This is a genomic window from Glaciihabitans arcticus (assembly GCF_004310685.1).
Classification (GTDB): Bacteria; Actinomycetota; Actinomycetes; order Actinomycetales; family Microbacteriaceae; genus Conyzicola; species Conyzicola arctica.
The window spans coordinates 2,791,777-2,815,319 of the sequence record NZ_SISG01000001.1; the positions used below are offsets into that span (position 1 = coordinate 2,791,777).

Consider the following 23,543-nt stretch of genomic DNA (forward strand, 5'->3'; position numbering starts at 1 on the left):
CGCTCGCTGCCCGCCCAACCTAGACACGTGACTTCCCTCCTGGCGAGATACCGCGTCGACCTCCTCCTGCTCCTCGTCGCAGCCTCGTGGGGATCCACCTACCTGGTGGCCAAGGAGCTGGTTACGCCCGACTCCGTCGCCGCTCTCCTGGCGCTCCGTATGCTGCTCGCTGCCGCGGCGATGGCCGCGATAGTCATCGCACGGCGCACGAGGATCACCCGAGCGGAGTTGAGGGTGGGACTCATCCTCGGCGTACTGCTGGCGGCGGTTTTCGCGTTCGAGACCTTCGGCATCGCGCACACCTCGGCCACGAACGCGGGGCTGATCATCAGCCTGACGATCGTATTCACGCCCGTGCTCGAGTCCGTGACATCCCGTCGCCGGCTGTCCGGAAGGTTCTTTCTCGCCGCCGCGCTCGCCGTCATCGGTGTCGTGCTGCTCGCGGGCAACGGTGCACTCCGGCCGCCGAGCCTTGGTGACCTGCTGATTCTCGTGGCGGCGATCGTGCGCGCCGTGCACGTCACGGCGATGCACCGACTCAGCGCGAGACGCCCGATGGATTCGCTGCACCTCACCACGGTGCAACTCGCGACCTGCGCCGCCCTGTTCTCCGTGGCATCGCTATCCTCGGGCGGATCGATTCCGCAGTACATCGCGAACATGGATGCCGGCAGCGGCCTGCTCTTTCTCTACCTCGTGCTCGTCTGCACGGTTTTCGCCTTCTTCGTGCAGACCTGGGCGGTGCGGCGTACCTCGCCGTCACGGGTCAGCCTGCTGCTCGGCACGGAGCCGGTCTGGGCCGCCATCATCGGTATCACTATCGCCCAGGACAGCATGGGGCTCGCGGGATATCTCGGCATCGCCCTCATCCTCGCGGGTACCGCGTGGGGTCGGTCGGTCGAGCAGCGGCACCGCCTGGCTCCCGACATTCCTCCCGTGCACGAGGTAAACGCCAAGCCCCTCCTGCAACAACCGTTCCGTACACTGACCAGCAGGGCAGTCTCTGAATCGGAGGTCGACATGGCGACGACAATCAAGCGGCGGATCGCGCTGGTGGCGCACGACAACAAGAAGGCCGAGCTCATCCGCTGGGCGTCCTTCAATCGCGAGACGCTCGTGCATCACGACCTGTTTGCGACAGGCACCACGGGCACCCTGCTCGAGTTCGAACTGGGCCTGTCGGTAACGCGACTGCTGAGCGGCCCCGTCGGCGGCGACCAGCAGATCGGCGCCCTGATCGCCGAAGGCAAGATCGACCTGCTGATCTTCTTCTGGGATCCGCTCGAACCGCAGCCGCACGACCCCGACGTGAAGGCGCTACTGCGTATCGCCGCCGTCTGGAACACCGCCGTCGCGTGCAACATCTCGAGCGCGGACTTCATGATCTCGTCGCCGCTGCTCACCGGCGACTACGAATTCACCCGCCCCGACTTTGGGGATCGTCCGGCCGAGATCTTCGCCAGCGAGCCGGTCGCGCCGTAGCGACACTGTCGGCAGCCGCTCTGGTCTGCGACCATAAAACATGGCTGCTACCTCGCGCGACCGCGCCGTGCCGAACCTCCCTTCCCGCGACTTCGACGAGACCGAGTCCTTCTATGGCGGGTTCGGCTTTGAACGGCTGTTCCGTGACACCGGCTGGATGATCCTGACTCGGGGCAACCTGCACCTCGAGTTCTTCCCCTTGCCAGACCTGGATCCGCCATCGAGCAACTTCATGTGCTGCCTGAGAGTCGCCGATGTTGATGAGCTGTACGACTCGATGAGCGGTTCAGGCGTGCCGGTGGGAACGGTCGGGATGCCGCGACTTCATCCCGTGCGGATGCAGGATTGGGGTTTGCGGGCCGGATACCTCGTCGATATCGACGGAACGCAGCTCACGCTGATCGAACAGCGCGACTGAGGTCGCTACCGCCGCACCTTGAACGCGAGTTCCACGACCCACTTCGTTTTACGCGGCTCGGTGCGCGGGTCGGTCAGATAGGTTTCGAGACGAGACGCGAAGGCTTCGCCGGCAGGTTCGGGATGGGTATCGAGCACCAGACCCTGATCCTGGATCCAGCCATGCAGGGCTTTGTTCGCCGCCATCGACTTGTTGCGATAGGCAAGCACCGCATAGTCGCCCGCGGGCAGGACTCCCGCTCGCACCCGGTCGTCTGCCGGGCCGGTCGCCGCCACCCCGACTTCGACGTCCATGTCCGCGGCCATGTTGACGACGTGCAGGCGCAGGAAGAACGGGCCAGAGGGTTCGACGCCGCGCTGCGTGATCCACTCGACGAGTTCGGCGAGCAGCCGGTCGCGGTTCGACAGCATCGTGCGGAATGGAACGGTCTCGCGGATGCCGAGTGTTGCGACGTCACCGCGGCTCTCGAGGGCTGGACCGCTGACGATTTCGAGATCACTCACATCATGATTATGACCCGAGCGTCAGTCACTGGGAAGGTGCGGATATTCCGCCGAGCGCCCCTGGAAGGTCAGGATCGCCTCGTTGCGGATCACCCCATCCTCGATCTCGATGGCCCGGCGAATGGTCTCCGACTCCGCCCATGCCGTCGGCCCCTCCATCGCAACCCGCAGGAACGGCAGCAGTGCCTCGCTGATCTCCCAGGTCGTCGAGTTCCAGAGCAGGGACGGGCTGTGGTCCACGGCGTAGTAGTTGGTGGAATCGCCGACCGTGAACATCGGCTCGGCGAAGGTCGTGGGCACGGCCCAACCGAAGCCCATCCCTTCATCGACCGAGACATCGATGATGAGGCTGCCCGGGCGGAACGCGCCCAGGTCGTCGAGGGTCAGGTAGGTCAGCGGAGCATTCGGGTCCTGCAGCGTGCAGTTGACGACGATGTCGTTCTCCGCGAGGTAGGGCGCGAGATGCACCGGGCCGTCGTCGGTATTCACGATGCTCTCGAACGGCGCCTCATCGTTGTGTTCGAACTGGATGATGTCCACCGAGGGGATCGGGGATCCGACGGCCGCGACGTCCCGGTTGGTGAGCACTCGAACGTCGTGGATGCCGTGGGCGTTCAACGCGGTGACCGCGCCGCGTGCCGTCGCGCCGAACCCGATGACGATGGCGGTGAGGCGGCGGCCGTAGTCACCGGTCGAACCGCACAGCTGGAGGGCGTGGATCACCGAGCAGTAGCCGGCCAGCTCGTTGTTCTTGTGGAAGACGTGCAGCCCGAAGCCGCCGTCGGACTGCCAGTGGTTCATGGCCTCCCACGCGATCAGGGTCAGCTTCTTGTCGATGGCGAGCTGGGTGATCTCGCGGTCCTGCACGCAGTGTGGCCAGCCCCACAGCACCTGGCCGTCGCGCAGTTCGCGCAGGTCTTCGGCCTGCGGCTTCGGCAGCAGCACGACGTCCGCCTGGGCGATGATCTCCTCCCGGGTCGCCATCGCACCGACCAAAGGAGAAAGCTGGTCGTCGTGGATGCCGAAGCGTTCACCGTATCCGCGTTCGAGGATCATCAGATCGCGCAGGTCGGCGTCGATGCGCTCGAGGTGCGCGGGATGGATGGGCAGCCGGCGCTCGTCCGCCTTGCGCGACGTGGCCAGCACGCCGAGGCGCAGAAGTTCGGTTTTGCTCATACTGAACCCTACGCGCCACGGAGTTTTACACTGTCGGGATGACCGAACCGCTGGATCACGGACCGTTCTTTCACGGCACCAAAGCCGACCTCAGGGCGGGCGACCTGCTCACCGCCGGGTTCAACTCGAACTACCGGCCCGAGGTGGTGATGAACCACATCTACTTCACCGCCGTCGCGAACGGCGCGGGTCTTGCAGCCGAGCTGGCCCCGGGCGACGCCGAGCCGCGCGTCTACGAGATCGAGCCCACCGGAGAGTTCGAGAACGACCCGAACGTGACCGACAAGAAGTTTCCGGGCAACCCGACCCGCTCCTACCGCAGCGTCGAGCCGCTGCGTGTCGTGGGCGAGGTTACCGACTGGACGCGGCTGACACCCGAGGCTCTCGCCGCGTGGCACGAGCGGCTAGCGCACTTGCGCTCGGAGGCGCGGGGCGAGATCATCAACTGAGACACGAACGAACATCGTCGTGGCCGATCGACAGGGGGTGACATCCATGAACGCAGTATTCCCAGTGGGTGCCCCCGTCGACAGCATCGCGCGATTCGCGTAGTTGTGGCTGGGCGCCCCAACGCACATCGCGAAAGGCACTCCATGAATTCACTTTCTTACGACCGCGCGCTCGTTCTCGGCGGCGGCGGTTCCACCGGCAACGCCTGGCTGATCGGTCTGCTCGCCGGTCTCCATGATTCGGGGCTGGATATCACAACAGCCGACCTCACCGTGGGCACTTCTGCGGGCGCGACGGTCGCCGCACAGCTGGCCAGCGCGACACCGCCCGAGCTGTTCGCGAACATCCTTGACGCACCCCCGGTACCGCCCCGACCCGCCGCTGCCCGGCCGATGTCCGATCACCTCGAGCGATTCCGCAGCATCATCGCGGCATCTGCGGACATCGAGGATATGCGCCGCACGATGGGCGCAATCGCCCTCGAGAGCGACGCGACGGAACAGTGGCGCGGGATTGTGGCTGCCCGGTTCGGCGCGCGCGAGTGGCCGCACCGCAGGCTGCTGATCACGGCCGTGGACGCCACGACGGGTGAGCCGGTCATCTTCGACCGGGACAGCGGCATCGACCTCGTTGACGCCGTTGCGGCGAGCACGTCGGGCGGTGGCTCGGTCTTCACCATCGGCGAGGGCCGCTACATCGACGGCGGCTATCGTTCCAACGCCGAGAACGCGGATCTTGCTTCGGGATACGCCCGGGTGCTCGTGCTCTCGCCGCTGGGCGGCAGGTCGCTGCATCCGGTCGACTGGGGCACGCACCTCGCCAGCCAGGTCGACGACCTTCGCGCACAGGGAAGCACGGTCGAGATGGTTATCCCGCGCGACAGCGACAAGGGGCTGTTCGGCGCTCACGCGATGGACGCGTCCCTGCGTCCGGCCGCAGCGCGGGCGGGGCACGAGCAGGGTGGCGAGCTTGCCGACGCCCTCCGGGAGTTCTGGGGCTGAGCGCACGGGGTCCCACCCGACCATATCGAACAGCGATAGTTGGGTGAAGGCCTCGTCCGACAGGCAGGGTTGACTGTGAAAGGGGAGCCCGTGATCGTCATCCTGAACCGCGTTGTCGAGTTCGTCGAACAGCATCTTGTCGACGAGATCGATGTGAGCGGCCTCGCGAGTGATCTCGGCACCACCGAGTACCACCTGCGGCGCATGTTCTCGTCTCTCGCGGGTATGCCGCTGTCCGAATATATTCGGCGACGCAGGATGACGCTTGCCGCCGCCGAGCTCGGCGACGGCGACCTGTTAGGCATCGCGGTGCGTTACGGCTACGGATCGACCGAGGCATTCGGTCGGGCGTTCCGGGCGGTGCACGGCATCAGCCCGGCAGAGGCTCGGCGCAACGGCGGCCCCCTTCGCTCACAATCACAGCTCAGGTTCCGCCTGACCGTCGAAGGGACGAACCCCATGGACACTCGCATCACCAACCGACCCGCATTCCGGCTCGCCGGGCACTCCACTCGCGTGCCGCTCATCCATCGCGGCGCCAATCCGCACATCCAGGAGTTCATCGCCTCGCTGCCGTCCGCTGAGCACGCCCGACTCAAGGCGCTCAGCGACACCGAGCCAGCCGGACTGCTGCAGGTGAGCGCCGACGTCGACCCGGACTACACCGAGGGGAGCGAGCTCACCTACCTGCACGGGGTGGCCGTCACTGATGCGCCCGATGAACTCGACGTGATCGAGGTCGCGGCGGGGGAGTGGGCGGTATTCCGAACGTCGGGGGCGTACCCGGCAGCGCTACAGGAGACGTGGGCAGCGACGGCGACGGACTGGTTCCCCTCGAACCCGTGGCGGCTGCGAGAAGGCCCGTCGATCGTGGCCGTGCTCGACCGCGCGGAGGACTTCAGCACGGCGACGACCGATCTGTGGCTGCCCGTCGAACGCGACTAGCTGCGCTCGGCTCTTTCCGTTTCGGCGGAGGTGTCGACTGGCGCAACGTCGTCCGCTTCGAGATATTGGGCCGAGATGGTGCGGTACGACTTCGTGAGGAACGAGAGCAGCGCTATCGCCACCATGATCAGGCCGGCGACCAGGAAGACGAGGGCGATGCCGCGCGCCTGGCCATCTCCGAGCAGCCACCCCAGGGAGGCGCGGCCGGTGTCGGAATTCATGTACGGGATGATCAGGAACTCCGCGATCGGTGCGATGAGGAACGCGGTCACGGGTGCCGCCGCCGACTCGAACGCCGCCGCGAATCCGAAGACCCGTCCCTGCGTCTGGAACGGTACAACTTTCTGGATGATCGTCTGCTCGGCAGCCTCCATCGCCGGGATCAGCGTCATGTACAGCCAGATGCCCACCGCGTACAGCAGCCACCACTCGCGGATCGTGAACAGGGCACCGAGCGCGCCCATCACGACGGCGAGGGTGAGCAGGGTGCGGATCGGATTCTTGCCGAGCCCGAACTTCGCTACCAGCAGGCCGCCGATGATGAAGCCGGTCGACGAGATGCCGAGCACGATGCCCCACCACTCGACGGCGAACAGCTCGAGTCCGTAGGGATCCATCAGCGCCATGTACACGCCGCCGACCAGGTTGTTGAAGGTCGAGAAGATGATGAGGGCGAAGAGCCCCTTGGCCGCGCGCACCGCGGTGATGCTGCCGCGCAGGTCGATGAGGGGCTGGGAGCCGTCGCGCTCGGGCTCCTCTTCGGGGATGCGCAGGAAGAGCAGGTGCACCAGCGCCGCGGCCGAGAGGGCTACGGCGATGACGAGCGTCCAGCCCATCCCGAGCAGTCCGATGGAGAGACCGCTGAACACGCTCGTCACCATAAACGCGATGCCCTGCACCGTGCCCACGAGACCGTTGGCATTCGCGTGCCGGTCGACGGGTATCAGCAGCGTCACGACCGTGGACAGCGCGATGTTGCGCATGTTCTCGACGACTGCACCGATGAGGATGACGCCACTGAAGATCCAGAACATCGGACCACCGAGGTCGAGCAGGGTGGCCTCGGGGAACGCGACGAACAAGCCGTAACTGATTGCGAAGGCGACGACCGTGAACGCACCCGCGAACACCATGACCCGGTGCTTGCGGTGCCGATCGACGATCGTGCCGAACGCCATCGAGCAGATCGCGACCAGCAGCATGTAGGCGCCGCCGATGATGCCGGTCGCGAGCACGGACCTCGTCTCGAGGTATACCCAGAAGGTCAGCGCCCACCAGAGGTAGCTCGTGGTGACGTTCGCGACCGCGGTGTTGACGAGTACCTGCGCGAAGGTGCGCGCGCCATCGACCGGGGGCTGGTGGGTAGTTGCCGCAGTCATCGCACCATCCTATGTGGACAGTGTGAACATGTCGAGGGTTGGTTGTTGGCCGATAGAATCCGGCATGCCCAGTACCCACCAACTCGGCGACTACCTCCGAGCGCGCCGCGAACTCCTGCGACCCCACGACGTCGGACTGACCGAGGGTCCGGGTCGCCGCCGGGTCGCCGGACTGCGCCGGTCGGAGGTCGCCATTCTCGCCGGGATCAGCACCGAGTACTACGTGAAACTCGAGCAGGGCCAGGAGGCGAATCCGACGACGCAGGTGCTCGACGCACTGTCGCGGGCGTTGAAACTGGACGACACGGCGACCGTCTACCTGCACGCGCTTGTGAAGGCGACCGAGCGGCCCGCGCCGCAGGCCTCCTCCTCGGCTATCGACCGCACGCAGTGGCTCATCGACTCGTGGCCGATGACGGCGGCCATGGTGCTCGACCGGTACAACGATATTCTCGCCATGAACCCTCTGATGGCCGCCCTGGTCGCCGGCTACCGCCCGGGGCGCAACGCGCTCACCGTGCTGCTGACCGATCCAGAGCTGCGTGAGCTCTACCTGGAGTGGGAGGGACTCAGTGGCCGGTCGATCGGGCTGCTGCGTTCCCGCGTCGGCCTGGCCCCCGACCAGCCCCGTGTGCAGGAGCTGATCGCCGAGCTGACTCGCGACAGCCCTCGGTTCCGCGAGCTCTGGCGCCGCCACGACATCGAGGGAATGACCGAGGGCACTCACCCGATGAACCATCCGGAGGTGGGGCGGCTCGACCTGCACTACGCCCACCTGCCGCTCGTCGGCGCCGAGGACCACACGATCTTCCTCTACTACGCCGAACCGGGCACGCCCCACGAACTAGCACTGGCCCGCCTCGTCTCAGGCAGGTAGCCGCAGTACTAGCCACAGCCGGGGCACGCGGGGCGCAACCATCCACCCCTAGTCTCGCCCCATGGATCTGGGTCTCTCGGGAAAAGTCGCCGTCGTCACCGGAGCGAGCAAGGGCATCGGGCTGGCCATCACACAGGAGCTGGTCGCCGAGGGTGCACGGGTCATCGCCGGGTCGCGATCGTCGTCGCCGGAGCTCGATGAGCTAGTCGCGGCAGGATCCGTGTTGTTCGAGAGTGTTGATCTGTCGACTCCGGATGCCCCGGCTCGCCTCGTCGCGCGAGCCGCCGAGTGGGGCGGACTCGACATTCTCGTGAATAACGTTGGAGCCGTCACCTTCCGCTTCGAGGGTTTCCTCGCTATCACCGACGAGGAGTGGCTCGACACCATCAACCTGAGCTTCCTCGCCGCCGTGCGCACCACGCGTGCGGCGATCCCGCTGCTCGTAGAGCGTGGCGGTGGGAACGTCGTGACCATCGGATCCGTCAACGCTTTTTTGCCTGACCCGCCCGTCGTCGACTACTCGGCGGCGAAGGCCGCGGTCTGGAATCTCTCGAAATCGCTGTCGAAGGAGTTCGGCGACCGCAACATCCGCTTCAACACGATCAGCCCGGGGCCGGTCGCCACCCAGCTGTGGCTGGGCGAGAACGGGGTCGCTGCCACGGCCGCGAAGAACCTCGGGGTCGATTTTGAGACGGCCCGCGACACGGTCGTGGCCAGTCAAGGCGGCTTCTCCACCGGGCGTTTCACCCAGCCCGGTGAGGTGGCCGACCTCGTGCTGTTGCTCGCGAGCAATCGGGCCGGCAACGTGACCGGGTCCGACTTCCTCATCGACGGCGGGCTCATCAAGACCCTCTGATCCACCGAACCCATCAAGGAGAGCGCATGACCAAGCACGTCGTCTTCATCCACGGACTCTGGATCCACTCCGCCGCATGGAAGCCGTGGCAGGACCTGTTCGAGCAGAAGGGGTACACCACGGTCGCTCCCGGCTGGCCCGGCGACCTGGACACCGTCGAGGCGACGCGCGCCAACCCGGATGGGCTGAACGACCAGGGCATTGCAGAGATCTGCCACCACTACGCCGACATCATCGAGGGATTCGACGAGAAGCCGATCGTCGTCGGGCACTCCTTCGGCGGGCTGATCGCGCAGGAACTGCTCGCCAACGACCTGGTCGCCGCGGCGGTCGCGATCGACCCCGCGCCGATCAAGGGCGTTAAGGTCCTCCCTTTCTCGCAGCTGAAGTCGGGTTTCCCGGTGCTCGGCAACCCGGCCAATAAGTCCCGCACGGTGTCGCTCAACGTGAAGCAGTTCAAGTACGCGTTCGGGAACGTGCTGAGCGACGAGGAGTCGAACGCGCTGCACGCCGCGTGGACGATCCCCGGCCCGGGCCGCCCGTTGTTCGAGGACGCCGCCGCAAACTTCGTGCGCAATTCCCCGGCCGAGGTCGACACCCACACCGCCGTGCGCGGACCGCTGCTGCTGACCTCGGGCACCGAGGACCACACGGTGCCGAAAGTCGTAACGGTCGAGGTGTCGAAGCTCTACGCAGACAACACCGCGTCGGTCACCGAGTACCACGAGTACGAGGGCAAGGGGCACTCGCTCACCCTCGACGCCGGCTGGCGCGAGGTCGCCGACGACGTGCTCGCCTGGCTCGCGGCGAAGGGCTTCTAGCCCGGGAAACTCGTGCCTGCGAGCTCCTCCGAGGCCTGCCAGATGCGAGTGGCATCCTCCGTGCTGGTGAGCCGCGAGTACAGCTTCTGCGGTGCGGGCGCTCCGCCGAGCCGGGCGAACCCGCCCGGACCGTAGAACTGTCCGCTGCCGGTCGCTGCCATGAGGGCCGGCAGTCCCGCGCTCTCGGCGGTGCCGAGCAGGATGCCGCGCCGCGACAGTTCGCCGATGAGGCCGCGCCCGCCGGCCCGCGTTTCGCGACCGAGTTCCGGCCGCGCCGCGAGCAGGCTGGTCGGGGCGATGCCGGGGTGGGAGAGATTGCTGCGGATGCCCCAGCCTCCCGCCACGCTGCGGCGGTCGAGTTCGAGCCCGAATAGCCCGAACGCGATCTTCGACTGGCTGTAGGCGCGCATGCCGTTGTACGACTTCTCCCAGTTCAGGTCGTCCCAGTTGATGGCGCCCGAGTTCGCCGCAATGCTGATCTGCGAGGTGACCTTCGCCCGCCCGGCCCGCAGCAACGGCAGCAGCCCGGCGACGAGCGCGAAGTGGCCCAGGTGGTTGGTGCCGAACTGCAGCTCGAAGCCATCGGCGGTGGTCTGCCGCTGCGGGGGTGTCATGACTCCCGCATTGTTGATGAGCAGGTGCAGGGGCGCGCCCTCGTTGCTCAAGGTCTTGGCGAGAGACGCGACCGAGGCGAGGGAGGACAGGTCGAGATCACGCAGGGTGATCCTTGCGCCCGGGACATCCCGAACGATCGCGGCGACGGCGGCTTCGCCCTTCGTGCGATTGCGAACGGGCAGGATGACGTCTGCCCCGGCGGCCGCGAGTCTCGTCGCGATGCCGAGACCGATGCCGTCGCTGCCGCCGGTAACGAGGGCGCGCTTTCCGGTCAGGTCGGGGAGGGTGAAGGTGGGGGATGGCATGGATGCTCCAGTCGGTCGGTTGAGACAACCGTGTCGCAGCCCGGGAGATCTATACAGGGATGGGCGATCCGTGGATGCGCTCGCCGCCGGGCCGCAGAATGGGTGCATGGACATCGACCGCACCGGGCTCGCCGAGTTCCTCCGCCAACGCCGCGAAGCCCTGCAGCCCGAGGATGTCGGGCTCGGGCGCGGGCAACGGCGCCGCACCACCGGGCTCCGCCGCGAGGAGGTCGCCGCTCTCGCCTACATGTCCACCGACTACTACTCGCGGCTCGAGCAGGAGCGCGGACCGCAGCCCTCCGAGCAGATGGTCGCCGCGATCGCGCAGGGTCTGCACCTCTCCCGCGAAGAGCGGGATCACCTGTTCCGCCTCGCCGGCCACAACCCGCCGGCCACCGGTGCGGGCGGCGATCACATCAGCCCCGGCATGCTGCGCATCTTCGACCGCCTGCACGACACCCCGGCCGAGATCGTGACCGAGCTGGGTGAGACCCTCAAACAGACGCCGCTCGCGGTTGCGCTCACTGGAGACCTGGTCTCGCTGAAGGGGCCGTTCCGCAGCATCGGCTACCGCTGGTTCGTCGACCCCGCGACCCGGCTTCTCTATGCGCCGGATGACCACGCCCACCTCGGCCGGATGTTCGCGTCGGGCCTGCGCGAGCGCATCGCGGCCCGTGGCCCCGAGTCCCGCGCGGCCGAGCTGGCGCAGCTCCTGCTGGAGCAGAGCGCGGAGTTCCGCGACGTCTGGGCCACGCACGAGGTCGGCATCCGGCCGAACGCGGTCAAGCACTACGTACACCCCGAGGTCGGAGAGCTCGAACTCACCTGCCAGATTCTGCAGGATCCGGCCGACACCCACTCGCTGCTCGTCTACACGGCCATCCCGGGCAGCCCGAGTTATGAGCGACTGCAGCTGCTGTCAGTGATTGGGGCGCAGTCCCTGCGTTGACCTCAGCCTGATCGGGCCGGTCGACCGCGTCGACTGGCGCAAAGCTGCCCTGATCGCGTTGGCGGCCTCGAGAGCCGTGGGTCGCTCGAAGGGCTCCTGGCGCGTCATGTCCCGCAGCAGTGCACGCCAGCTTCGCCCGATTTGCTTCGGGATGACCGGCTCGCCCTCGACGCGCACCGCCGCGCCGTTGCGTCCCACGGTGGCGAAGCTGCGCTCCCCGGTGAAGCTCTCCAGCATGACGAGACCCAGGGAGTAGATGTCTGTCGCGGAGGTGAGCGGCTCATTGCGTGCCTGCTCAGGACTCAGGTAGGCGGTGGTGCCCTCGATGAGACCCGTCGGGCCCATGGCCCGTTCGCTGGTGACCGCGATTCCGAAATCTGTCAGTCGGGCGCGGGGTCGTGAGAGGGGTGTGCCGTAGTCGGTCAGCATGATGTTCGCCGGCGTGACATCGCGGTGCACGACGCCCTGGGCGTGCACGTAGTCGAGCGCCTCGGCCACCTCGAACGCCATCTCCGACACCTGCCTGCTGGACAGCGGGTGCTGGGCCAGGGCGGCCCGCAGGGTTCGGCCGCGAATGAGTTCCATCACGAGGAAGGGGCGCGGATCGTTCGCCGAGGAGTCGTCGATGCCCGCATCCACGATCGAGACGACGCCGTGGTGACTGAGCCGGGCCAGCAGCTCGATCTCCTCGCGGTAGCCGTCGAGGTCGACGCCGGCGTTGAAGACCTTGATCGCGACATCCCGACCCAGTGTGGTGTCTTTTCCGAGGTAGACGCGGGCGCTGCCGCCGCGCGCGATGAGCGACTGGGGGCGGTAGCGATCGAGGAGAAGAGGGGCAACGAGGGGTGTGGGGGTGACGGGGTTATTCATTGATACGCACCTTCGAATTGTAGGTGGCATGGTGCTGTCAGCCATCAGGTGTTGCTCTCACCCAGCAATTTGGGGGCATTGACGAGGTACTTGTTATTTGCAAGTATGTACTCCACAACCAACGAAGGAGTTCGCCATGCCCCAGATGTTCTTCAACTTCGCCGTCACCGACCTTGAGCGTGCAAAAGGCTTCTACTCCGCTCTCGGCTTCACGCTGAATCCCAACTTCTCTGACCACAACGCCGCGTGCTTCGTCGTCTCGGAGGACCACAACTACTTCATGGTGCACACCCGCGAGTACTTCCAGACCTTCACCGAGTTGCCGATTGGTGACCCGGCCGCGAACCCCACCTCCTCTGTCGCGATCTTCCTCGACACACGCGAAGCCGTCGACGCAGCCGTCGAAGCGGGCATTGCGGCCGGCGGCACGCAGCCCCAGGAAGCGACCGACTACGGCTTCATGTACCAGCGCGGCGTGACCGACCCCGACGGCAACATCCTCGACTTCGGCTGGATGGACCCGGTGGCCGCAGCGCAGGGGCCCGAGGCCCTCGCGAACCAGCAGGACTAGGTGGCCGCCCGCGACTACGGGCAGTACGGCGGGATCACCCGAGCCCTCGAGCTCGTGGGGGAGCGCTGGTCGCTGCTCATCGTGCGCGACCTGCTGGTCGGGCCGCGCCGTTACGGCGAGCTCGCCGGCGGGCTGGCGCGCATCCCGAGCAACATTCTCGCGGCGAGACTCAAGGACCTGCAGTCCGCGGGCGTCATCCGGCGGGTGCCGCACTCCCGCGTGATCGTTTACGAGCTCACGCCCTACGGTCGGGAGCTCGAGCCGGCCGTGCTCGCGCTGGGCGCCTGGGGATTCAAGGCCCTCGGCGACGCGCGCGAGGAGCAGGTCATCACGCCGGACTCGATGACCATGGACCTGCGCACCGCGTTCCGGTCGAACGTCGCGGCATCGTTGCCGTCCACCGCGTACGCGGCGCGAATCGGGGACGCCGAACTGTTCATCCGGGTCGACGGTCCCAGCCTCGAAGTCTCACGCGGCGACGGGCCGTCCGACCTGACCTTCGCCGCGGGGCCGGACATCCGCCGACTCATCTCGGGCGAGCTCGCCCCCGAGCACGCGATCGCGACCGGTGTGGTCGAGGTGCTCGGCGGTCGCGGCGCGCTGCTCGAGCGGTTCGCGAGCACCTTCCACCTGGCTGCCTAGGCCCACGCGGCCCGTCGCACGTCGTTCGCAAGGGTGACCGGCGAGGCGTCCGACGCATCCAGTACGAGGTCGTCGAGGGCCTCCTCCTCGAGGATCTTCGCCAGTTCCCCGGCCCGTGTGAGGTGCCACGTCATACCGTCGGGATCGTCGGCGTGTCGGCGGCGGATGCGCGCTTCCAGGACGTCGGGTCGGGCGACGAGGCGGCAGACGAACACACCAGTCGATCGCAGGGCAGCAACGTAGCGCCGTACCTCGTCTGCTTCCTCGATCACGCCGGCGACGATGAAACGCTCGGCGCCAGCCCGCCGGTAGTTCACCGCGATAGCCGCGAGATTCTCGAGCTCGAGTTCGTGGCGAAACGGGTCGTCGGGTGGCGCCGGATACAGACGCCGGATCGCGTCGAGGTCGATGATCGCGTGCGGTTCGGTCTCGAGCTCGCTCAGGGCCTCGGCGAGCGTGGTCTTGCCCACGCCGACCGTGCCGTTGATGAAGATGGTGTCCACGCGTCAGTTCTAGGCCAGATCTCGAACCGGGGCAACCGGGCTGAGCGCATCGGTTGCCCGTGAAGCGTCTATGCAGCGGCGAGGTCGGGCTGAGGCAGTCGTCCGCCTCGGCGCGGGGTGCGGGTGGCGTCGATGGAGGAGGGTGGCACGAACCAGGGCACGTTGTTTTCGACGGATACTGTCCAGCCGAGGTCGTGGATGGTGTGGTGGTGCCTGGAGCAGAGCATGACTCCGTTGCTGAGGTCGGTGGGTCCGCCGTCGGCCATCCACCATTTCATGTGGTGTGCTTCGGTGTAGCTCGGTGGTCGGCAGCAGCCGGGCCACCCGCAGCCTCCGTCGCGGTCGATGAGGGCGAGTTTCTGGGTTGTGGAGAAGAGCCGGCGGGAGAGCCCGAAGTCGAGGATCGCGCTGTTCGCGCCGAGTACCGCCGGGATGATGTTGGCGTCGGCTGCCATGACTCGGGCCACGGCGGCGGGGATGCTGTAGTCGCAGCCGTCGATGCTTGCGAGTCCGATGCCGGTCTGCAGCGATTCGAGCGACACGCGTACGACGACGGTGGTGGAGGGCAGCGGCACCTTCCGGTTGTCGCAGGCGATTCCGTGCCGGGCGAGGTCGACGATTGCATCGGCGGCGAGCTGGGCGAGGGGGAGCGCCGGGGTCTCGTCGGCGGGGGTGGCGGGAGCCGTGACATCCCGATCTTCGAACTGCGGCTTGCGGATGGCGGCACCCACGGCGGCATCGATGACCGCATCGACGTAGGCAGCGTTGACCGGGTCGAGTTCCATGACGTAGCGCTTCATGCCGGTGGCGAGTTGCGTGCGACGCAGGAAACGCTGGGCCGGGAGTTCTTCGGGAAGCACACCGTCGGGGTCGAGCGCATCACACCACCGCGCGGCAAGCTTGCGCACCATGTCGGCCGAGTTGTCGGTGGCGAACTCCACGAGCGCTGCCTCGGCGACCTCGAGGTCGTCGATTGCCGCTCGACTCGATACCGAGGAGAGAGCGCCCACAATGAATGAGGCCGCATCGAGGGAGATGTCGCCGAGCGCCGCGCCGACCGTGGGGAACGCTGCCGGGATCTCGCCGCCCAGCAACGACAGGCGCGGCTGCGTCGCCGCACCCAATCGGCAGAGCTGCCCGGCCGAGGACTGCGAGATGCGCCCGAGCTGGGCCACGAACGCCGCAGCACTCGTGCAGCCGTGCCTGCCGGCGAGACCGTCGGAGGCCTGCGACCGCGCAGACAGTTCGCCCGCGAGTTCGACGAGCCGGGCATCCACCTGCCGACGCAGCGCAAAGGCCTGCTCGAACTCGGCGAGGAGTTCGGCGTCGGTGAGGGTGGCTGAAGACATACCCCAATAATATCACCGGAGATGCAATACAGGCCCTGACCAGCATAATTTGTGAATAAGTCGCGCAGACGAAGGCTGTGGAGGAGAAGACACGCCACGCCCCTCCGAGCGTCGCGCAAAGCGGCCTAGTTCAGTCGGGCCAGTTTCGCGCGGGCGACGCTGTACGCACCGTAGGCGATGAAGCCGAGCCCGACCAGCGCGAGCAGTACCTGGCCGAACGGCAGGGCGGCGAGCGCCTTGAGTGCTCCGTCGAGACCGGTCGCCTTCTCCGGGTCGACCGTGAACGCGGCCACGATGAACAGCACGCCGACGATGAACAGTGCGATTCCCCGGGCGATGTAGCCGAACATCCCGAGCACACGAACGCCCTTGCCGGCCGTGCCGCCGGGCATCACGAGGTCCTCCTCGAAGCCCTTCGTTGCGCCCTTGTGCACCATGTAGGCACCGATTCCGCAGAACACCAGCCCGATCAGAACGATGAGGATGATGCCCCCGGGCGAGGCCATGAGCGTCGCGGTGAACGACGTCGACTGCTCTGAGCTGTCGCTGCCACCTCCGGTTGCGAAACTCACGGCGGCTGCGGCCAGGGCGAGGTAGGCGATTCCCTTGCCCGCGGAGACGACGATGGCTGCGACGCGCTTTTTCGTGTCCTGCTCGGTGACGAAGAAGGCCGCGATGAGATACCAGAGGCCGAGGGCGCCGAGCGCGACGGCCATCACCCAGAGCGCGACGAGTCCGCCGGGGTTGGACGCGATAGCCCCAAAGGCCCCCGACTGGTCGGCGCTGCCTCCGCCGCTGACCGCGATGCCGATCGCGATGATGCCGATCACGGCGTTCACCGCGCCGTTCACGGCGAAGCCGGCGCGTGCCGCGACGTTCAGTGCTGTGCTGTTGCGGGACGAGCGGGCGGCATTCTTCATGGTTGGGCTCATGTCGCCAGACTACGGGCGGCATCCCGAATGGGGAGCCCCTTGCGCGCGTCCATCCGGGTCGGTAGGCACCACGGATGTGTACAACGTCCACATGCACGCGCTACCGTCATGCCATGACAAAGCTCCGCGCCCACAACATCGCCATCTCCCTCGACGGTTTCGCGACCGGCGAGGACCGCACCTTCGAGGCGCCGTTCGGTCACGCCGGCCAGCGACTGATGCACTGGTTCTTCCCGACGCGAACCTTCGTGAGCGGGTCCGGCCACGAAGACGAAGCCGTCGGCGCTGGCACTACCGGGCTCGACGACGACTTCGCGAAGGCGACCAACGTCGGCATCGGCGCCGAGATCATGGGCCGCGGCAAGTTCGGTCCGCAGGAGGGCCCGTGGGAGGACGAGTCCTGGCGTGGCTGGTGGGGCGAGGAGCCGCCGTTCCACAGCCCGGTCGTCGTGCTCACTCACCACTCCCGGCCCGACCTGCTCGTCGGCGAAACGACCTTCCTGTTCCGGGATGCGTCACCCCGCGAGGCGCTGACTCTCGCGTCGGAGCAGGCCGGCGGACTCGACGTTCGACTCGGTGGCGGCCCGACCGTGATCCGCGAGTTCCTCGAAGCGGACCTCGTCGACTACCTGCACGTTGTGGTGTCGCCCGTCATCCTCGGCCGCGGCGTTCGCCTGTGGGATGGGCAGGAGGGTCTCGAGGAGCGGTTCGACATCACCACGACGTCGTCACCGTCCGGTGTCGCGCACATCGAGTTCACCCGAAAGCTGGCAGCGCCCTGAATTAGTTGACACCGGTCATCTATCGACATATAGTTGACGTAAATCAACTTTGTCATTGTAGGGATTCCTGTGTCTTCTTCTGTACCCCAGACCGATGAGAAGCGCCGCCAGCGCGAGATCCTCCTCGCTCTGTCCGGCCTTGTTATGGGCATGTTCGTCGCGGTGCTCTCCGGCACCGTCGTCTCCACCTCGCTGCCGCGCATCATCGCGGACCTTGGCGGAGACCAGGCCGGCTACACCTGGGTCATCACCGCGAGCCTGCTCGCTACCGCCGTCTCCACCCCGATCTGGGGAAAGTTGAGCGACCTGCTCGACCGCAAGCTGCTGCTGCAACTCTCGCTCGGCATCTTCGTCCTCGCGACGGCCGTCGCCGGATTCGCGCAGGACACCGCCACCCTCATCGCCCTCCGCGTGGTGCAGGGCATCGGTGTCGGTGGTCTCACATCCCTCGTCTTCGTCGCAGTCGCCCTCATCATCAGCCCGCGCGAGCGCGGCAAGTACATGGGGATCGTCGGCGGCGTGATGGCCGTCGCCACCATCGGCGGACCGCTGCTCGGTGGTGTCATCACCGACGCATTCGGCTGGCGCGCCAACTTCTTCATCGGCGTACCCTTCGCCGTTTTGGCGCTGATCATCATCCAGCGCACACTGCACCTGCCGCGCAGCTACCGTAAGGTGCGCATCGACTACCTCGGTGCCGCGCTGCTCGCCCTCGGAGTCTCGCTCCTGCTCATCTGGGTCTCCATGGGTGGCACCCAGTTCGAGTGGGACTCGATGATGAGCTACCTGCTGATCGGCGTCTCGGTCGTCTCGCTGCTCGCCTTCGTTCTCGTGGAGTTCATGGTGGCCGAGCCGATCGTGCCGATGTCGCTGTTCAAGAACCGCACTTTCACGCTCTCGGTCATCGCGAGCATCGCGGTCGGTGTGGCGATGTTCGCCACGAGTGTGTTCCTCGCGCAGTACTTCCAGCTCGCTCGCGGCGCCAACCCGACCCAGTCCGGACTGATGACGATCCCGATGGTCATCGGCCAGATGGGTGCCTCGATCCTGATCGGCCAGTTCATCAGCCGGTTCGGCGCGTGGAAGCGCTGGATGGTGCTCGGCTCCGTCATGATCCTCGCCGGCGTGAGCCTTATGGCGACGCTTGCCTACGACACCGACTTCCTGCTGGTCTCGGCGTACATGGTGCTTCTCGGTGCCGGCCTCGGCATGGTCATGCAGAACCTCACCCTTGTCGTGCAGAACGACACTCCGCCCGAGCAGCTCGGAGCCGCGAGTTCCAATGTGAGCTTCTTCCGCTCGGTGGCCGGTGCGATCGGTGTGACGGTGATGGGATCGATCCTGGCCAGCCAGGTCACCACCCACATCACCTCGTCGCTGAAGGACTTCGTTCCCTCCTCGCCCGCCGAGGTCACCGCGCTCAAGGAGCTCGCGACGGGAACGCTTCCCAACGTGAGCTCGCTGCCCGACGCAGTGCGCGTGATCGTCGAATCCGCCTACGGTGCGGGCATCGCCGACGCGTTCCTCGTCGCCGTTCCGCTCGCGCTGGTCAGCCTCATCGCGGTCATCTTCCTGCCCAACAAGCCGCTCTCCACCAAGACGGCGGCGCAGACCATCACCGAGAGCGCCGAGTCGTCGGCCATCGACCAGGCCGAGGCGGAGGTCGGGGCCACCACCACCGGAACGATCACCCTCGTGAACGCCGACGGCACCGAGCGCGTGACCTCGGCTAGCGGACGGTAACGTGTCCGTCATGACAGCGCCCGAGGCCCACAGCGATTCCGACCAGGCCATCGCTGACGTCGAAGAGCAGCTCGGTATGCTCTTCGGCCGGGCCCGGGCCGTCTGGAAGGACTCGGCGGCGCAGATTCATCCCGAACTGCAGCCTGTCGGGTACAAGCTCCTCAGCACCATCGTGCGCCTGGGAGAGACGAACGCTTTCGCGCTCACCCAGTTGCTCGAGACCGACAAGAGCGTCGTCAGTCGCCAGGTACGCGTGCTCGAAGACCTCGGCTTCGTGAGCAGTCGCGCCGACGAGAAGGACGGCCGGGCCCGCGTGCTCACCCCGACCCCCAACGCCGTGAGCAAGGTGCGCGCTATTCGGGGCGCCCAGCAGGAGCGACTGCGTGAACTGCTGCGCAGCCAGCCGGTCGACGACCTGCATGCCTTCGTGAACATGCTGCAGCTGATCAGCGGCAGCTGAGCCTCAATCCGCCGGGAGACGGTTGCGACGGATGCGCCGTACGACCAGCCACACGACGACCCCCGCAATCGCGACGTACACCGCGTAGTTGAGGTACCTCGAGTACTGCTCGATCAGGTTGTACTGGGTTCCGAGTGCTGCGCCCAGGGAGATGAGCAGGGTGTTCCAGAGCGCGCTGCCGGCAACGGTGAAGATCGAGAACGTGAGCAAGTTCATTCGAGCCGCACCCGCCGGCAGCGAGATGAGGCTCCGCACGCCGGGGATGAGCCGACCGAAGAACACGGCGGATCGCCCGTGGCGACCGAACCAGTCCGCCGCCTTCTCGAAGTCGGAGCGGTCTACGAGCGGCAGCTTCGACAGACCGCGGATCGACCGCTCGAGCCCCAGCTTCGCGCCCAGGAAGTACAGCAGCAGGGCACCGAGGTAGGCGCCGACAGTGCTCGTCACGATGACGAGTACGAGGTTCAGGTCGCCCTGCTGGGAGAGGAACCCCGCCAGTGGCAGAACGATCTCGCTCGGGATGGGCGGAAACACCGTCTCGAGCAACGTGAACAGGCCGACGCCCCACTCGCCGATGTTCTGCATGAGCGAGAGTGCGAAGCCCACGAGGCCGCCGATCTCCGAATCGGCGGGGGCGGCTGTGGCGATCACGAGACTCACTGCAGGCAAAATTCGTTGCCCTCGGGGTCGCGCATCATGATCGCGTATTCCTCGTAGGGGCCCCAGGAGCCGACCAGTTCCTTTTCGAGGGATGCGCCCAGCGCGACAAGCCGATCACGTTCGGTCTCGAGCTCGAGGCGTGAGGCCCGGCGATCCTCGAAGGGTGTTACGTCGATGTGCATTCGATTGCGCTGTCGGCGCTCGCGGTTGTAGCGGGTGAAGTAGAACCGCTGATGGTTCGGGTTGCCATCCCACGCCTCGGCGCGTTCGGCGATCTCCTCGTCACTCATTCCCGCCGTCCGGAGTTCCGCGAGTTCGTCTTCGGGCCAGCTGACCCACGTCGGATAGCCCATGACCGCCGCCCAGAAGTTGGCAAGCGCGGCCGGGTCTTCGGCGTGGATGGAGATGTTGGCGATCCGTGCGGTCATGGCATTGAGGATAGTCAGAGGGCGCTGAGGAACTCGTGAAGTGGCTGATCGCCCGCGTGCTCGTGCAGGTCGGCGATGTCGTCGAACACCGCGACGGCTCCCGCCTCGAGCAGTTCGGCGCGGCCGGTGCCGCCCGAGAGCAGGGCGATGCAGGGCACCCCGGCCTTGCCGGCCGCGATCACATCCCACACCGAGTCACCGATCATGACCGCCCGGTCACCAGCAACCTCACCCTTTTCGAGCGCAACGTGGATGATGTCCGGCTCGGGCTTCGCGGTCTCCACGTCGTCGGCGCTGGTCACAGCGTGCAGGTGCTCGTCGACATCCAGAACCTTCAGAAGCGCCTTCAGCTCCTCGGGCGGGGCGGACGTGGCGAGCACGACCCGCGCGCCCTCGCTTGCGAGCGCCTCGATGAACTCCCGCGCGCCGGCGAACAGCTCGAGGCGCGGAATCAGTGTCTCGAACACAGCGGAGTTGCGCGCTTTCGCCTCGTTCTTAACAGCATCGGACTCCGAGGTGATGAGCAGGTCAAGCAGCTTGCTCGAGTCGGCACCGATCGCGCGCTGGATGCGCCAGGCGGGAACCGTCAGCCCGGTTTGCTGAAAACCCTGCTGCCACGCGTCGACGTGCAGGAAGTTGGAGTCGACGAGTGTGCCGTCGATGTCGAGGAGCACTGCGAAGGGAGATGCCATCCGAGGACGCTACGCCCCACTGCCGACCGGTGGCCAGCCCCTTCGGGCGGTTGCCAGCTTCGTCACTACGGTTGAGGCATGACGAAGCCCGAGCCGCAGGATGACGACCACTGGCTCGTCATCAATGGACGCCGCTGGCGTCGCACCGACCCCGCGCTATCCGACGACCTCGTCGAGGCGCTGAAGTCCCACCTGGGGCGGGGTCGCTCCGCCGTCGGGGTGTCTCGTCGCGCGGGTGACGACGTGGCGACCGCTGCAGCGCGCAAGCGGGTCGGCCTCGCGAAGCACGGGCTGGGCGAGCGCGGTCCGCGCTGGTGGGATTCCGAGGTCGAGGACCGCATAGCGCGAGCGCGTGAGGCGCTCGCCGAGCTGGAGAAGCTCGACTAGCCGTCACCACTCCTCGCGGCGGCGCTCCTGGTCGACGACCGCCTCGCGATCCGCCAGTCGCCGCAGCCCGGCGAGGGGCTGGGCCATGCGGTGATTGCCTGCCAGCCGGGACTCGTTGCGGTCGAGGAAGGCCCAGTAGCCGGCCGTGAACGGGCAGGCGTTCTCGCCGACACGCACTTTGGGGTCGAAGCGGCAGCCGCCGCAGTAGTCCGACATGCGCGAGATGTACGCACCGCCCGCCGCGTAGGGCTTCGTCGCAACGATGCCGCCGTCGGCGTGCTGCGACATCCCGATCACATTGGCCGGCATGACCCAGGGTGTGCCGTCGACGAACATGTCGACGAACCAGTTGTTGAGGGCGACCGGGTCGTAGCCATGCTGCAGCGACCAGTTTCCGAGCACCATGAGGCGCTGGATGTGGTGAGCCCACCCGTGCCGGCGCATCCCGTCGATCGTCTCTCGCAGGCAGTTGGCGGTGATCAGGTCGGGGTCCAGTTGGAGGAAGGCCTCGGGCAGTGGCGTTGTGGCGTTCAGGTAATTGGAGCGCGTCGGGTAGCCCTCGCCAAGATGCCAGTACAGGTGCCAGACGTAGTCACGCCATCCCGAGATCTGCCGGACGAAGCCCTCGACGCTGTTGAGCGGCGCGTCCCCTGCGCGATAGCGCGCCTCTGCGGCATCGACCACCTCGCGCGGGTCGAGCAGGCCGAGGTTCATCGGCGCGCTGAGCAGCGAGTGCGCCATGGTCCAGTCACCCTGCAGCATCGCGTCTTCGTACGGGCCGAAGTCGGGCAGCCGGTAGCTGAGGAAGTCGTCGAGCGCGAGCCGGGCCTCGGCTCCGGTCGCGGCGAAGCGTCGCGGGCCGTCGTCGCCGACGAGCGTCACCGCGCCTTCGGCGACCCAGCGATCGAGGTCGGCTCGCACATCGGCGTCGATGTCGTCCTCCTCGGGCCACCACGGCGCCAGCCCGAGTGTCGGCGCCTTGGGTGGGGGCTGCCGGTTGTCGTGGTCGTAATTCCAGGTGCCGCCCACCGGGTCGGGCCCATTCATGAGGATGCCGGTACGCGCGCGCATGTCCCGGTAGAAGTCCTCCATCAGCAGGCGGGCGTTGCCGCGCGACTGCGCCCAGGTGCGAAAGTCCTCCTCGTTGGTGACGAACCCGCGACTCGGCAGCACGTGGATACCGCGCTCGCGAACGAAGCGCCGCGCGCTCCACGACGTCGGGTCGATGACCTCGAGGTCATCCCGCCCATCAACGACATCGGCGTACCGCTCGACCTGGTGGAACTCGACCCGGTCTCCGAGCTCGCGCACCCGGTGCCGCATCGCAGAGAGGATCAGGTGCGCCTTCGCGCGGTGCATCGGGCGCCGCGCGAACACCGACCTCGCCTCGATGATGAGGACGCGGGCGCCGTCATCGAACCGCTCCCCAAGCTGCCCGGCGAACAGCCACCTCGTGCGCTCGCTCACGGGTTCAGTCGAATGCGGATCGGCCCGTGAATCGTCGTCGGGTCGATGGGATTGCCGCCCTGGGTGATGGTGACGGTTCCGTCGGCGACCAGCCGCCGCGCGGCCAGGCGTGCCGGCTCCATGAGCTCTCGCCAGCCCTCGGGACGAACGGCTCGCGCGGCATCGGACGGGCAGATCGTGGCGCCCACCGCGCGCTTCGCGAGCAGCTCGAGGATCGCGGCTTCGAGAGCGGCATCCTCTTCGTGCTGGTCAGTCATCTCTTCAGGCTGCCACGTTCCGA

The 23,543-nt window shown here is 67.0% G+C and carries 28 protein-coding genes; 15 read left to right on the top strand and 13 right to left on the bottom strand.

Annotated features, from left to right (window positions below):
* Positions 1-27 precede the first annotated feature (27 nt).
* Positions 28-1,482, top strand: coding sequence for a methylglyoxal synthase (locus EYE40_RS15560; RefSeq protein ID WP_204742251.1), 1,455 nt, complete (start codon positions 28-30; stop codon positions 1,480-1,482).
* 40 nt (positions 1,483-1,522) lie between these two features.
* Positions 1,523-1,900: a bleomycin resistance protein gene (locus EYE40_RS13490; RefSeq protein WP_130982429.1), complete on the top strand. Its 378-nt coding sequence runs from the start codon at positions 1,523-1,525 to the stop codon at positions 1,898-1,900.
* A gap of 5 nt (positions 1,901-1,905) precedes the next feature.
* Here EYE40_RS13490 and EYE40_RS13495 read toward each other — a convergent pair whose 3' ends face one another.
* A complete protein-coding gene (locus tag EYE40_RS13495) occupies positions 1,906-2,403 on the bottom strand; it encodes a GyrI-like domain-containing protein (RefSeq protein ID WP_130982430.1) in 498 nt (165 codons plus the stop codon).
* Between the two features lie 21 nt (positions 2,404-2,424).
* The gene (locus EYE40_RS13500; RefSeq protein WP_130982431.1) at positions 2,425-3,579 is read right to left on the bottom strand and encodes a N(5)-(carboxyethyl)ornithine synthase; all 1,155 of its coding nucleotides are present in this window, start codon (positions 3,577-3,579) and stop codon (positions 2,425-2,427) included.
* Positions 3,580-3,617: 38 nt separating this feature from the next.
* On the opposite strand from EYE40_RS13500, the gene arr reads away from it, so the two are divergent.
* The 3 genes from arr (at position 3,618) to EYE40_RS13515 (ending at position 5,975) form a co-directional block, all read left to right on the top strand.
* On the top strand, positions 3,618-4,028 hold the full coding sequence (arr, locus tag EYE40_RS13505) for an NAD(+)--rifampin ADP-ribosyltransferase (RefSeq protein ID WP_130982432.1): 411 nt from the start codon (positions 3,618-3,620) through the stop codon (positions 4,026-4,028).
* 144 nt (positions 4,029-4,172) lie between these two features.
* Positions 4,173-5,030 (top strand): patatin-like phospholipase family protein, encoded by an 858-nt coding sequence (locus tag EYE40_RS13510; RefSeq protein ID WP_130982433.1) that lies wholly within the window; start codon positions 4,173-4,175, stop codon positions 5,028-5,030.
* 90 nt (positions 5,031-5,120) lie between these two features.
* Complete coding sequence (locus EYE40_RS13515) at positions 5,121-5,975, top strand: AraC family transcriptional regulator (RefSeq protein WP_130982434.1); 855 nt, start codon at positions 5,121-5,123, stop codon at positions 5,973-5,975.
* Here EYE40_RS13515 and EYE40_RS13520 read toward each other — a convergent pair.
* On the bottom strand, positions 5,972-7,354 hold the full coding sequence (locus tag EYE40_RS13520) for an MFS transporter (RefSeq protein ID WP_130982435.1): 1,383 nt from the start codon (positions 7,352-7,354) through the stop codon (positions 5,972-5,974). The two genes, EYE40_RS13515 and EYE40_RS13520, sit on opposite strands and share 4 nt — an antisense overlap.
* A 64-nt stretch (positions 7,355-7,418) precedes the next feature.
* On the opposite strand from EYE40_RS13520, the gene EYE40_RS13525 reads away from it, so the two are divergent.
* The 3 genes from EYE40_RS13525 (at position 7,419) to EYE40_RS13535 (ending at position 9,908) form a co-directional block, all read left to right on the top strand.
* Positions 7,419-8,231, top strand: coding sequence for a helix-turn-helix domain-containing protein (locus EYE40_RS13525; protein ID WP_161972399.1), 813 nt, complete (start codon positions 7,419-7,421; stop codon positions 8,229-8,231).
* 61 nt (positions 8,232-8,292) lie between these two features.
* Positions 8,293-9,087 (top strand): SDR family NAD(P)-dependent oxidoreductase, encoded by a 795-nt coding sequence (locus EYE40_RS13530; RefSeq protein WP_130982437.1) that lies wholly within the window; start codon positions 8,293-8,295, stop codon positions 9,085-9,087.
* 26 nt (positions 9,088-9,113) lie between these two features.
* A complete protein-coding gene (locus EYE40_RS13535) occupies positions 9,114-9,908 on the top strand; it encodes an alpha/beta hydrolase (protein ID WP_130982438.1) in 795 nt (264 codons plus the stop codon).
* Here the strand turns inward: EYE40_RS13535 and EYE40_RS13540 are convergent.
* Entirely contained in the window at positions 9,905-10,828 is a 924-nt protein-coding gene (locus EYE40_RS13540; protein ID WP_130982439.1) for an SDR family oxidoreductase, read from the bottom strand. The genes EYE40_RS13535 and EYE40_RS13540 overlap by 4 nt on opposite strands.
* 106 nt (positions 10,829-10,934) lie before the next feature.
* Between EYE40_RS13540 and EYE40_RS13545 the strand changes: the two genes are divergently transcribed.
* Positions 10,935-11,777 (top strand): helix-turn-helix transcriptional regulator, encoded by an 843-nt coding sequence (locus tag EYE40_RS13545; protein WP_130982440.1) that lies wholly within the window; start codon positions 10,935-10,937, stop codon positions 11,775-11,777.
* On the opposite strand, the gene EYE40_RS13550 is transcribed toward EYE40_RS13545, so the two are convergent.
* Positions 11,748-12,647 (bottom strand): serine/threonine-protein kinase, encoded by a 900-nt coding sequence (locus EYE40_RS13550; RefSeq protein WP_161972400.1) that lies wholly within the window; start codon positions 12,645-12,647, stop codon positions 11,748-11,750. The genes EYE40_RS13545 and EYE40_RS13550 overlap by 30 nt on opposite strands.
* Positions 12,648-12,783: 136 nt before the next feature.
* Here EYE40_RS13550 and EYE40_RS13555 point away from each other — a divergent pair, with 136 nt between their 5' ends.
* A complete protein-coding gene (locus EYE40_RS13555; protein ID WP_130982442.1) occupies positions 12,784-13,218 on the top strand; it encodes a VOC family protein in 435 nt (144 codons plus the stop codon).
* Entirely contained in the window at positions 13,219-13,860 is a 642-nt protein-coding gene (locus tag EYE40_RS13560) for a winged helix-turn-helix transcriptional regulator (protein ID WP_130982443.1), read from the top strand.
* Here the strand turns inward: EYE40_RS13560 and EYE40_RS13565 are convergent.
* From EYE40_RS13565 to EYE40_RS13575, 3 genes are all read right to left on the bottom strand, one after another.
* Positions 13,857-14,363, bottom strand: a complete 507-nt coding sequence (locus EYE40_RS13565; RefSeq protein ID WP_130982444.1) for an AAA family ATPase — start codon at positions 14,361-14,363, stop codon at positions 13,857-13,859. The two genes, EYE40_RS13560 and EYE40_RS13565, sit on opposite strands and share 4 nt — an antisense overlap.
* 68 nt (positions 14,364-14,431) lie before the next feature.
* Positions 14,432-15,712: an HNH endonuclease signature motif containing protein gene (locus tag EYE40_RS13570; protein WP_130982445.1), complete on the bottom strand. Its 1,281-nt coding sequence runs from the start codon at positions 15,710-15,712 to the stop codon at positions 14,432-14,434.
* A gap of 125 nt (positions 15,713-15,837) precedes the next feature.
* Entirely contained in the window at positions 15,838-16,644 is an 807-nt protein-coding gene (locus EYE40_RS13575; RefSeq protein WP_130982446.1) for a DUF1206 domain-containing protein, read from the bottom strand.
* A gap of 113 nt (positions 16,645-16,757) precedes the next feature.
* Between EYE40_RS13575 and EYE40_RS13580 the strand changes: the two genes are divergently transcribed.
* The 3 genes from EYE40_RS13580 (at position 16,758) to EYE40_RS13590 (ending at position 19,629) form a co-directional block, all read left to right on the top strand.
* Positions 16,758-17,426, top strand: a complete 669-nt coding sequence (locus EYE40_RS13580) for a dihydrofolate reductase family protein (RefSeq protein WP_130982447.1) — start codon at positions 16,758-16,760, stop codon at positions 17,424-17,426.
* Between the two features lie 69 nt (positions 17,427-17,495).
* Entirely contained in the window at positions 17,496-19,169 is a 1,674-nt protein-coding gene (locus tag EYE40_RS13585) for a DHA2 family efflux MFS transporter permease subunit (protein ID WP_240034821.1), read from the top strand.
* Positions 19,170-19,179: 10 nt separating this feature from the next.
* Positions 19,180-19,629 (top strand): MarR family winged helix-turn-helix transcriptional regulator, encoded by a 450-nt coding sequence (locus tag EYE40_RS13590; RefSeq protein ID WP_130982448.1) that lies wholly within the window; start codon positions 19,180-19,182, stop codon positions 19,627-19,629.
* A gap of 3 nt (positions 19,630-19,632) precedes the next feature.
* On the opposite strand, the gene EYE40_RS13595 is transcribed toward EYE40_RS13590, so the two are convergent.
* The 3 genes from EYE40_RS13595 to EYE40_RS13605 all read right to left on the bottom strand — a co-directional run bounded on the left by EYE40_RS13595 (position 19,633) and on the right by EYE40_RS13605 (position 21,409).
* Positions 19,633-20,214 (bottom strand): DedA family protein, encoded by a 582-nt coding sequence (locus EYE40_RS13595; protein ID WP_130982932.1) that lies wholly within the window; start codon positions 20,212-20,214, stop codon positions 19,633-19,635.
* Between the two features lie 71 nt (positions 20,215-20,285).
* Positions 20,286-20,717 carry a VOC family protein gene (locus EYE40_RS13600; RefSeq protein ID WP_130982449.1) on the bottom strand — a complete coding sequence of 144 codons (432 nt, stop codon included), beginning with the start codon at positions 20,715-20,717 and terminating at the stop codon, positions 20,286-20,288.
* 14 nt (positions 20,718-20,731) lie between these two features.
* Positions 20,732-21,409: an HAD family hydrolase gene (locus tag EYE40_RS13605; protein ID WP_130982450.1), complete on the bottom strand. Its 678-nt coding sequence runs from the start codon at positions 21,407-21,409 to the stop codon at positions 20,732-20,734.
* A gap of 78 nt (positions 21,410-21,487) precedes the next feature.
* Between EYE40_RS13605 and EYE40_RS13610 the strand changes: the two genes are divergently transcribed.
* Positions 21,488-21,796 carry a biopolymer transporter Tol gene (locus EYE40_RS13610; protein WP_130982452.1) on the top strand — a complete coding sequence of 103 codons (309 nt, stop codon included), beginning with the start codon at positions 21,488-21,490 and terminating at the stop codon, positions 21,794-21,796.
* 3 nt (positions 21,797-21,799) lie between these two features.
* Here the strand turns inward: EYE40_RS13610 and EYE40_RS13615 are convergent, their stop codons facing one another.
* Positions 21,800-23,263, bottom strand: a complete 1,464-nt coding sequence (locus EYE40_RS13615; RefSeq protein WP_130982454.1) for a cryptochrome/photolyase family protein — start codon at positions 23,261-23,263, stop codon at positions 21,800-21,802.
* Entirely contained in the window at positions 23,260-23,520 is a 261-nt protein-coding gene (locus EYE40_RS13620) for a DUF3253 domain-containing protein (protein WP_130982456.1), read from the bottom strand. The genes EYE40_RS13615 and EYE40_RS13620 overlap by 4 nt, the downstream gene beginning before the upstream one ends.
* Positions 23,521-23,543 lie beyond the last annotated feature (23 nt).

Excerpts from the sequence above, each read along its gene's own strand:
- EYE40_RS13490 (WP_130982429.1), top strand. The coding sequence starts at position 1,523 with ATGGCTGCTACCTCGCGCGACCGCGCCGTGCCGAACCTCCCTTCCCGC.
- EYE40_RS13540 (WP_130982439.1), bottom strand. The coding sequence starts at position 10,828 with ATGCCATCCCCCACCTTCACCCTCCCCGACCTGACCGGAAAGCGCGCC.
- EYE40_RS13545 (WP_130982440.1), top strand. The coding sequence starts at position 10,935 with ATGGACATCGACCGCACCGGGCTCGCCGAGTTCCTCCGCCAACGCCGC.
- EYE40_RS13525 (WP_161972399.1), top strand. The coding sequence starts at position 7,419 with ATGCCCAGTACCCACCAACTCGGCGACTACCTCCGAGCGCGCCGCGAA.
- EYE40_RS13605 (WP_130982450.1), bottom strand. The coding sequence starts at position 21,409 with ATGGCATCTCCCTTCGCAGTGCTCCTCGACATCGACGGCACACTCGTC.
- arr (WP_130982432.1), top strand. The coding sequence starts at position 3,618 with ATGACCGAACCGCTGGATCACGGACCGTTCTTTCACGGCACCAAAGCC.
- EYE40_RS13530 (WP_130982437.1), top strand. The coding sequence starts at position 8,293 with ATGGATCTGGGTCTCTCGGGAAAAGTCGCCGTCGTCACCGGAGCGAGC.
- EYE40_RS13555 (WP_130982442.1), top strand. The coding sequence starts at position 12,784 with ATGCCCCAGATGTTCTTCAACTTCGCCGTCACCGACCTTGAGCGTGCA.
- EYE40_RS13590 (WP_130982448.1), top strand. The coding sequence starts at position 19,180 with ATGACAGCGCCCGAGGCCCACAGCGATTCCGACCAGGCCATCGCTGAC.
- EYE40_RS13500 (WP_130982431.1), bottom strand. The coding sequence starts at position 3,579 with ATGAGCAAAACCGAACTTCTGCGCCTCGGCGTGCTGGCCACGTCGCGC.
- EYE40_RS13570 (WP_130982445.1), bottom strand. The coding sequence starts at position 15,712 with ATGTCTTCAGCCACCCTCACCGACGCCGAACTCCTCGCCGAGTTCGAG.
- EYE40_RS13520 (WP_130982435.1), bottom strand. The coding sequence starts at position 7,354 with ATGACTGCGGCAACTACCCACCAGCCCCCGGTCGATGGCGCGCGCACC.
- EYE40_RS13580 (WP_130982447.1), top strand. The coding sequence starts at position 16,758 with ATGACAAAGCTCCGCGCCCACAACATCGCCATCTCCCTCGACGGTTTC.
- EYE40_RS13620 (WP_130982456.1), bottom strand. The coding sequence starts at position 23,520 with ATGACTGACCAGCACGAAGAGGATGCCGCTCTCGAAGCCGCGATCCTC.
- EYE40_RS13575 (WP_130982446.1), bottom strand. The coding sequence starts at position 16,644 with ATGAGCCCAACCATGAAGAATGCCGCCCGCTCGTCCCGCAACAGCACA.
- EYE40_RS13510 (WP_130982433.1), top strand. The coding sequence starts at position 4,173 with ATGAATTCACTTTCTTACGACCGCGCGCTCGTTCTCGGCGGCGGCGGT.
- EYE40_RS13595 (WP_130982932.1), bottom strand. The coding sequence starts at position 20,214 with ATGCAGAACATCGGCGAGTGGGGCGTCGGCCTGTTCACGTTGCTCGAG.
- EYE40_RS13535 (WP_130982438.1), top strand. The coding sequence starts at position 9,114 with ATGACCAAGCACGTCGTCTTCATCCACGGACTCTGGATCCACTCCGCC.
- EYE40_RS13550 (WP_161972400.1), bottom strand. The coding sequence starts at position 12,647 with ATGAATAACCCCGTCACCCCCACACCCCTCGTTGCCCCTCTTCTCCTC.
- EYE40_RS13600 (WP_130982449.1), bottom strand. The coding sequence starts at position 20,717 with ATGACCGCACGGATCGCCAACATCTCCATCCACGCCGAAGACCCGGCC.
- EYE40_RS13610 (WP_130982452.1), top strand. The coding sequence starts at position 21,488 with ATGACGAAGCCCGAGCCGCAGGATGACGACCACTGGCTCGTCATCAAT.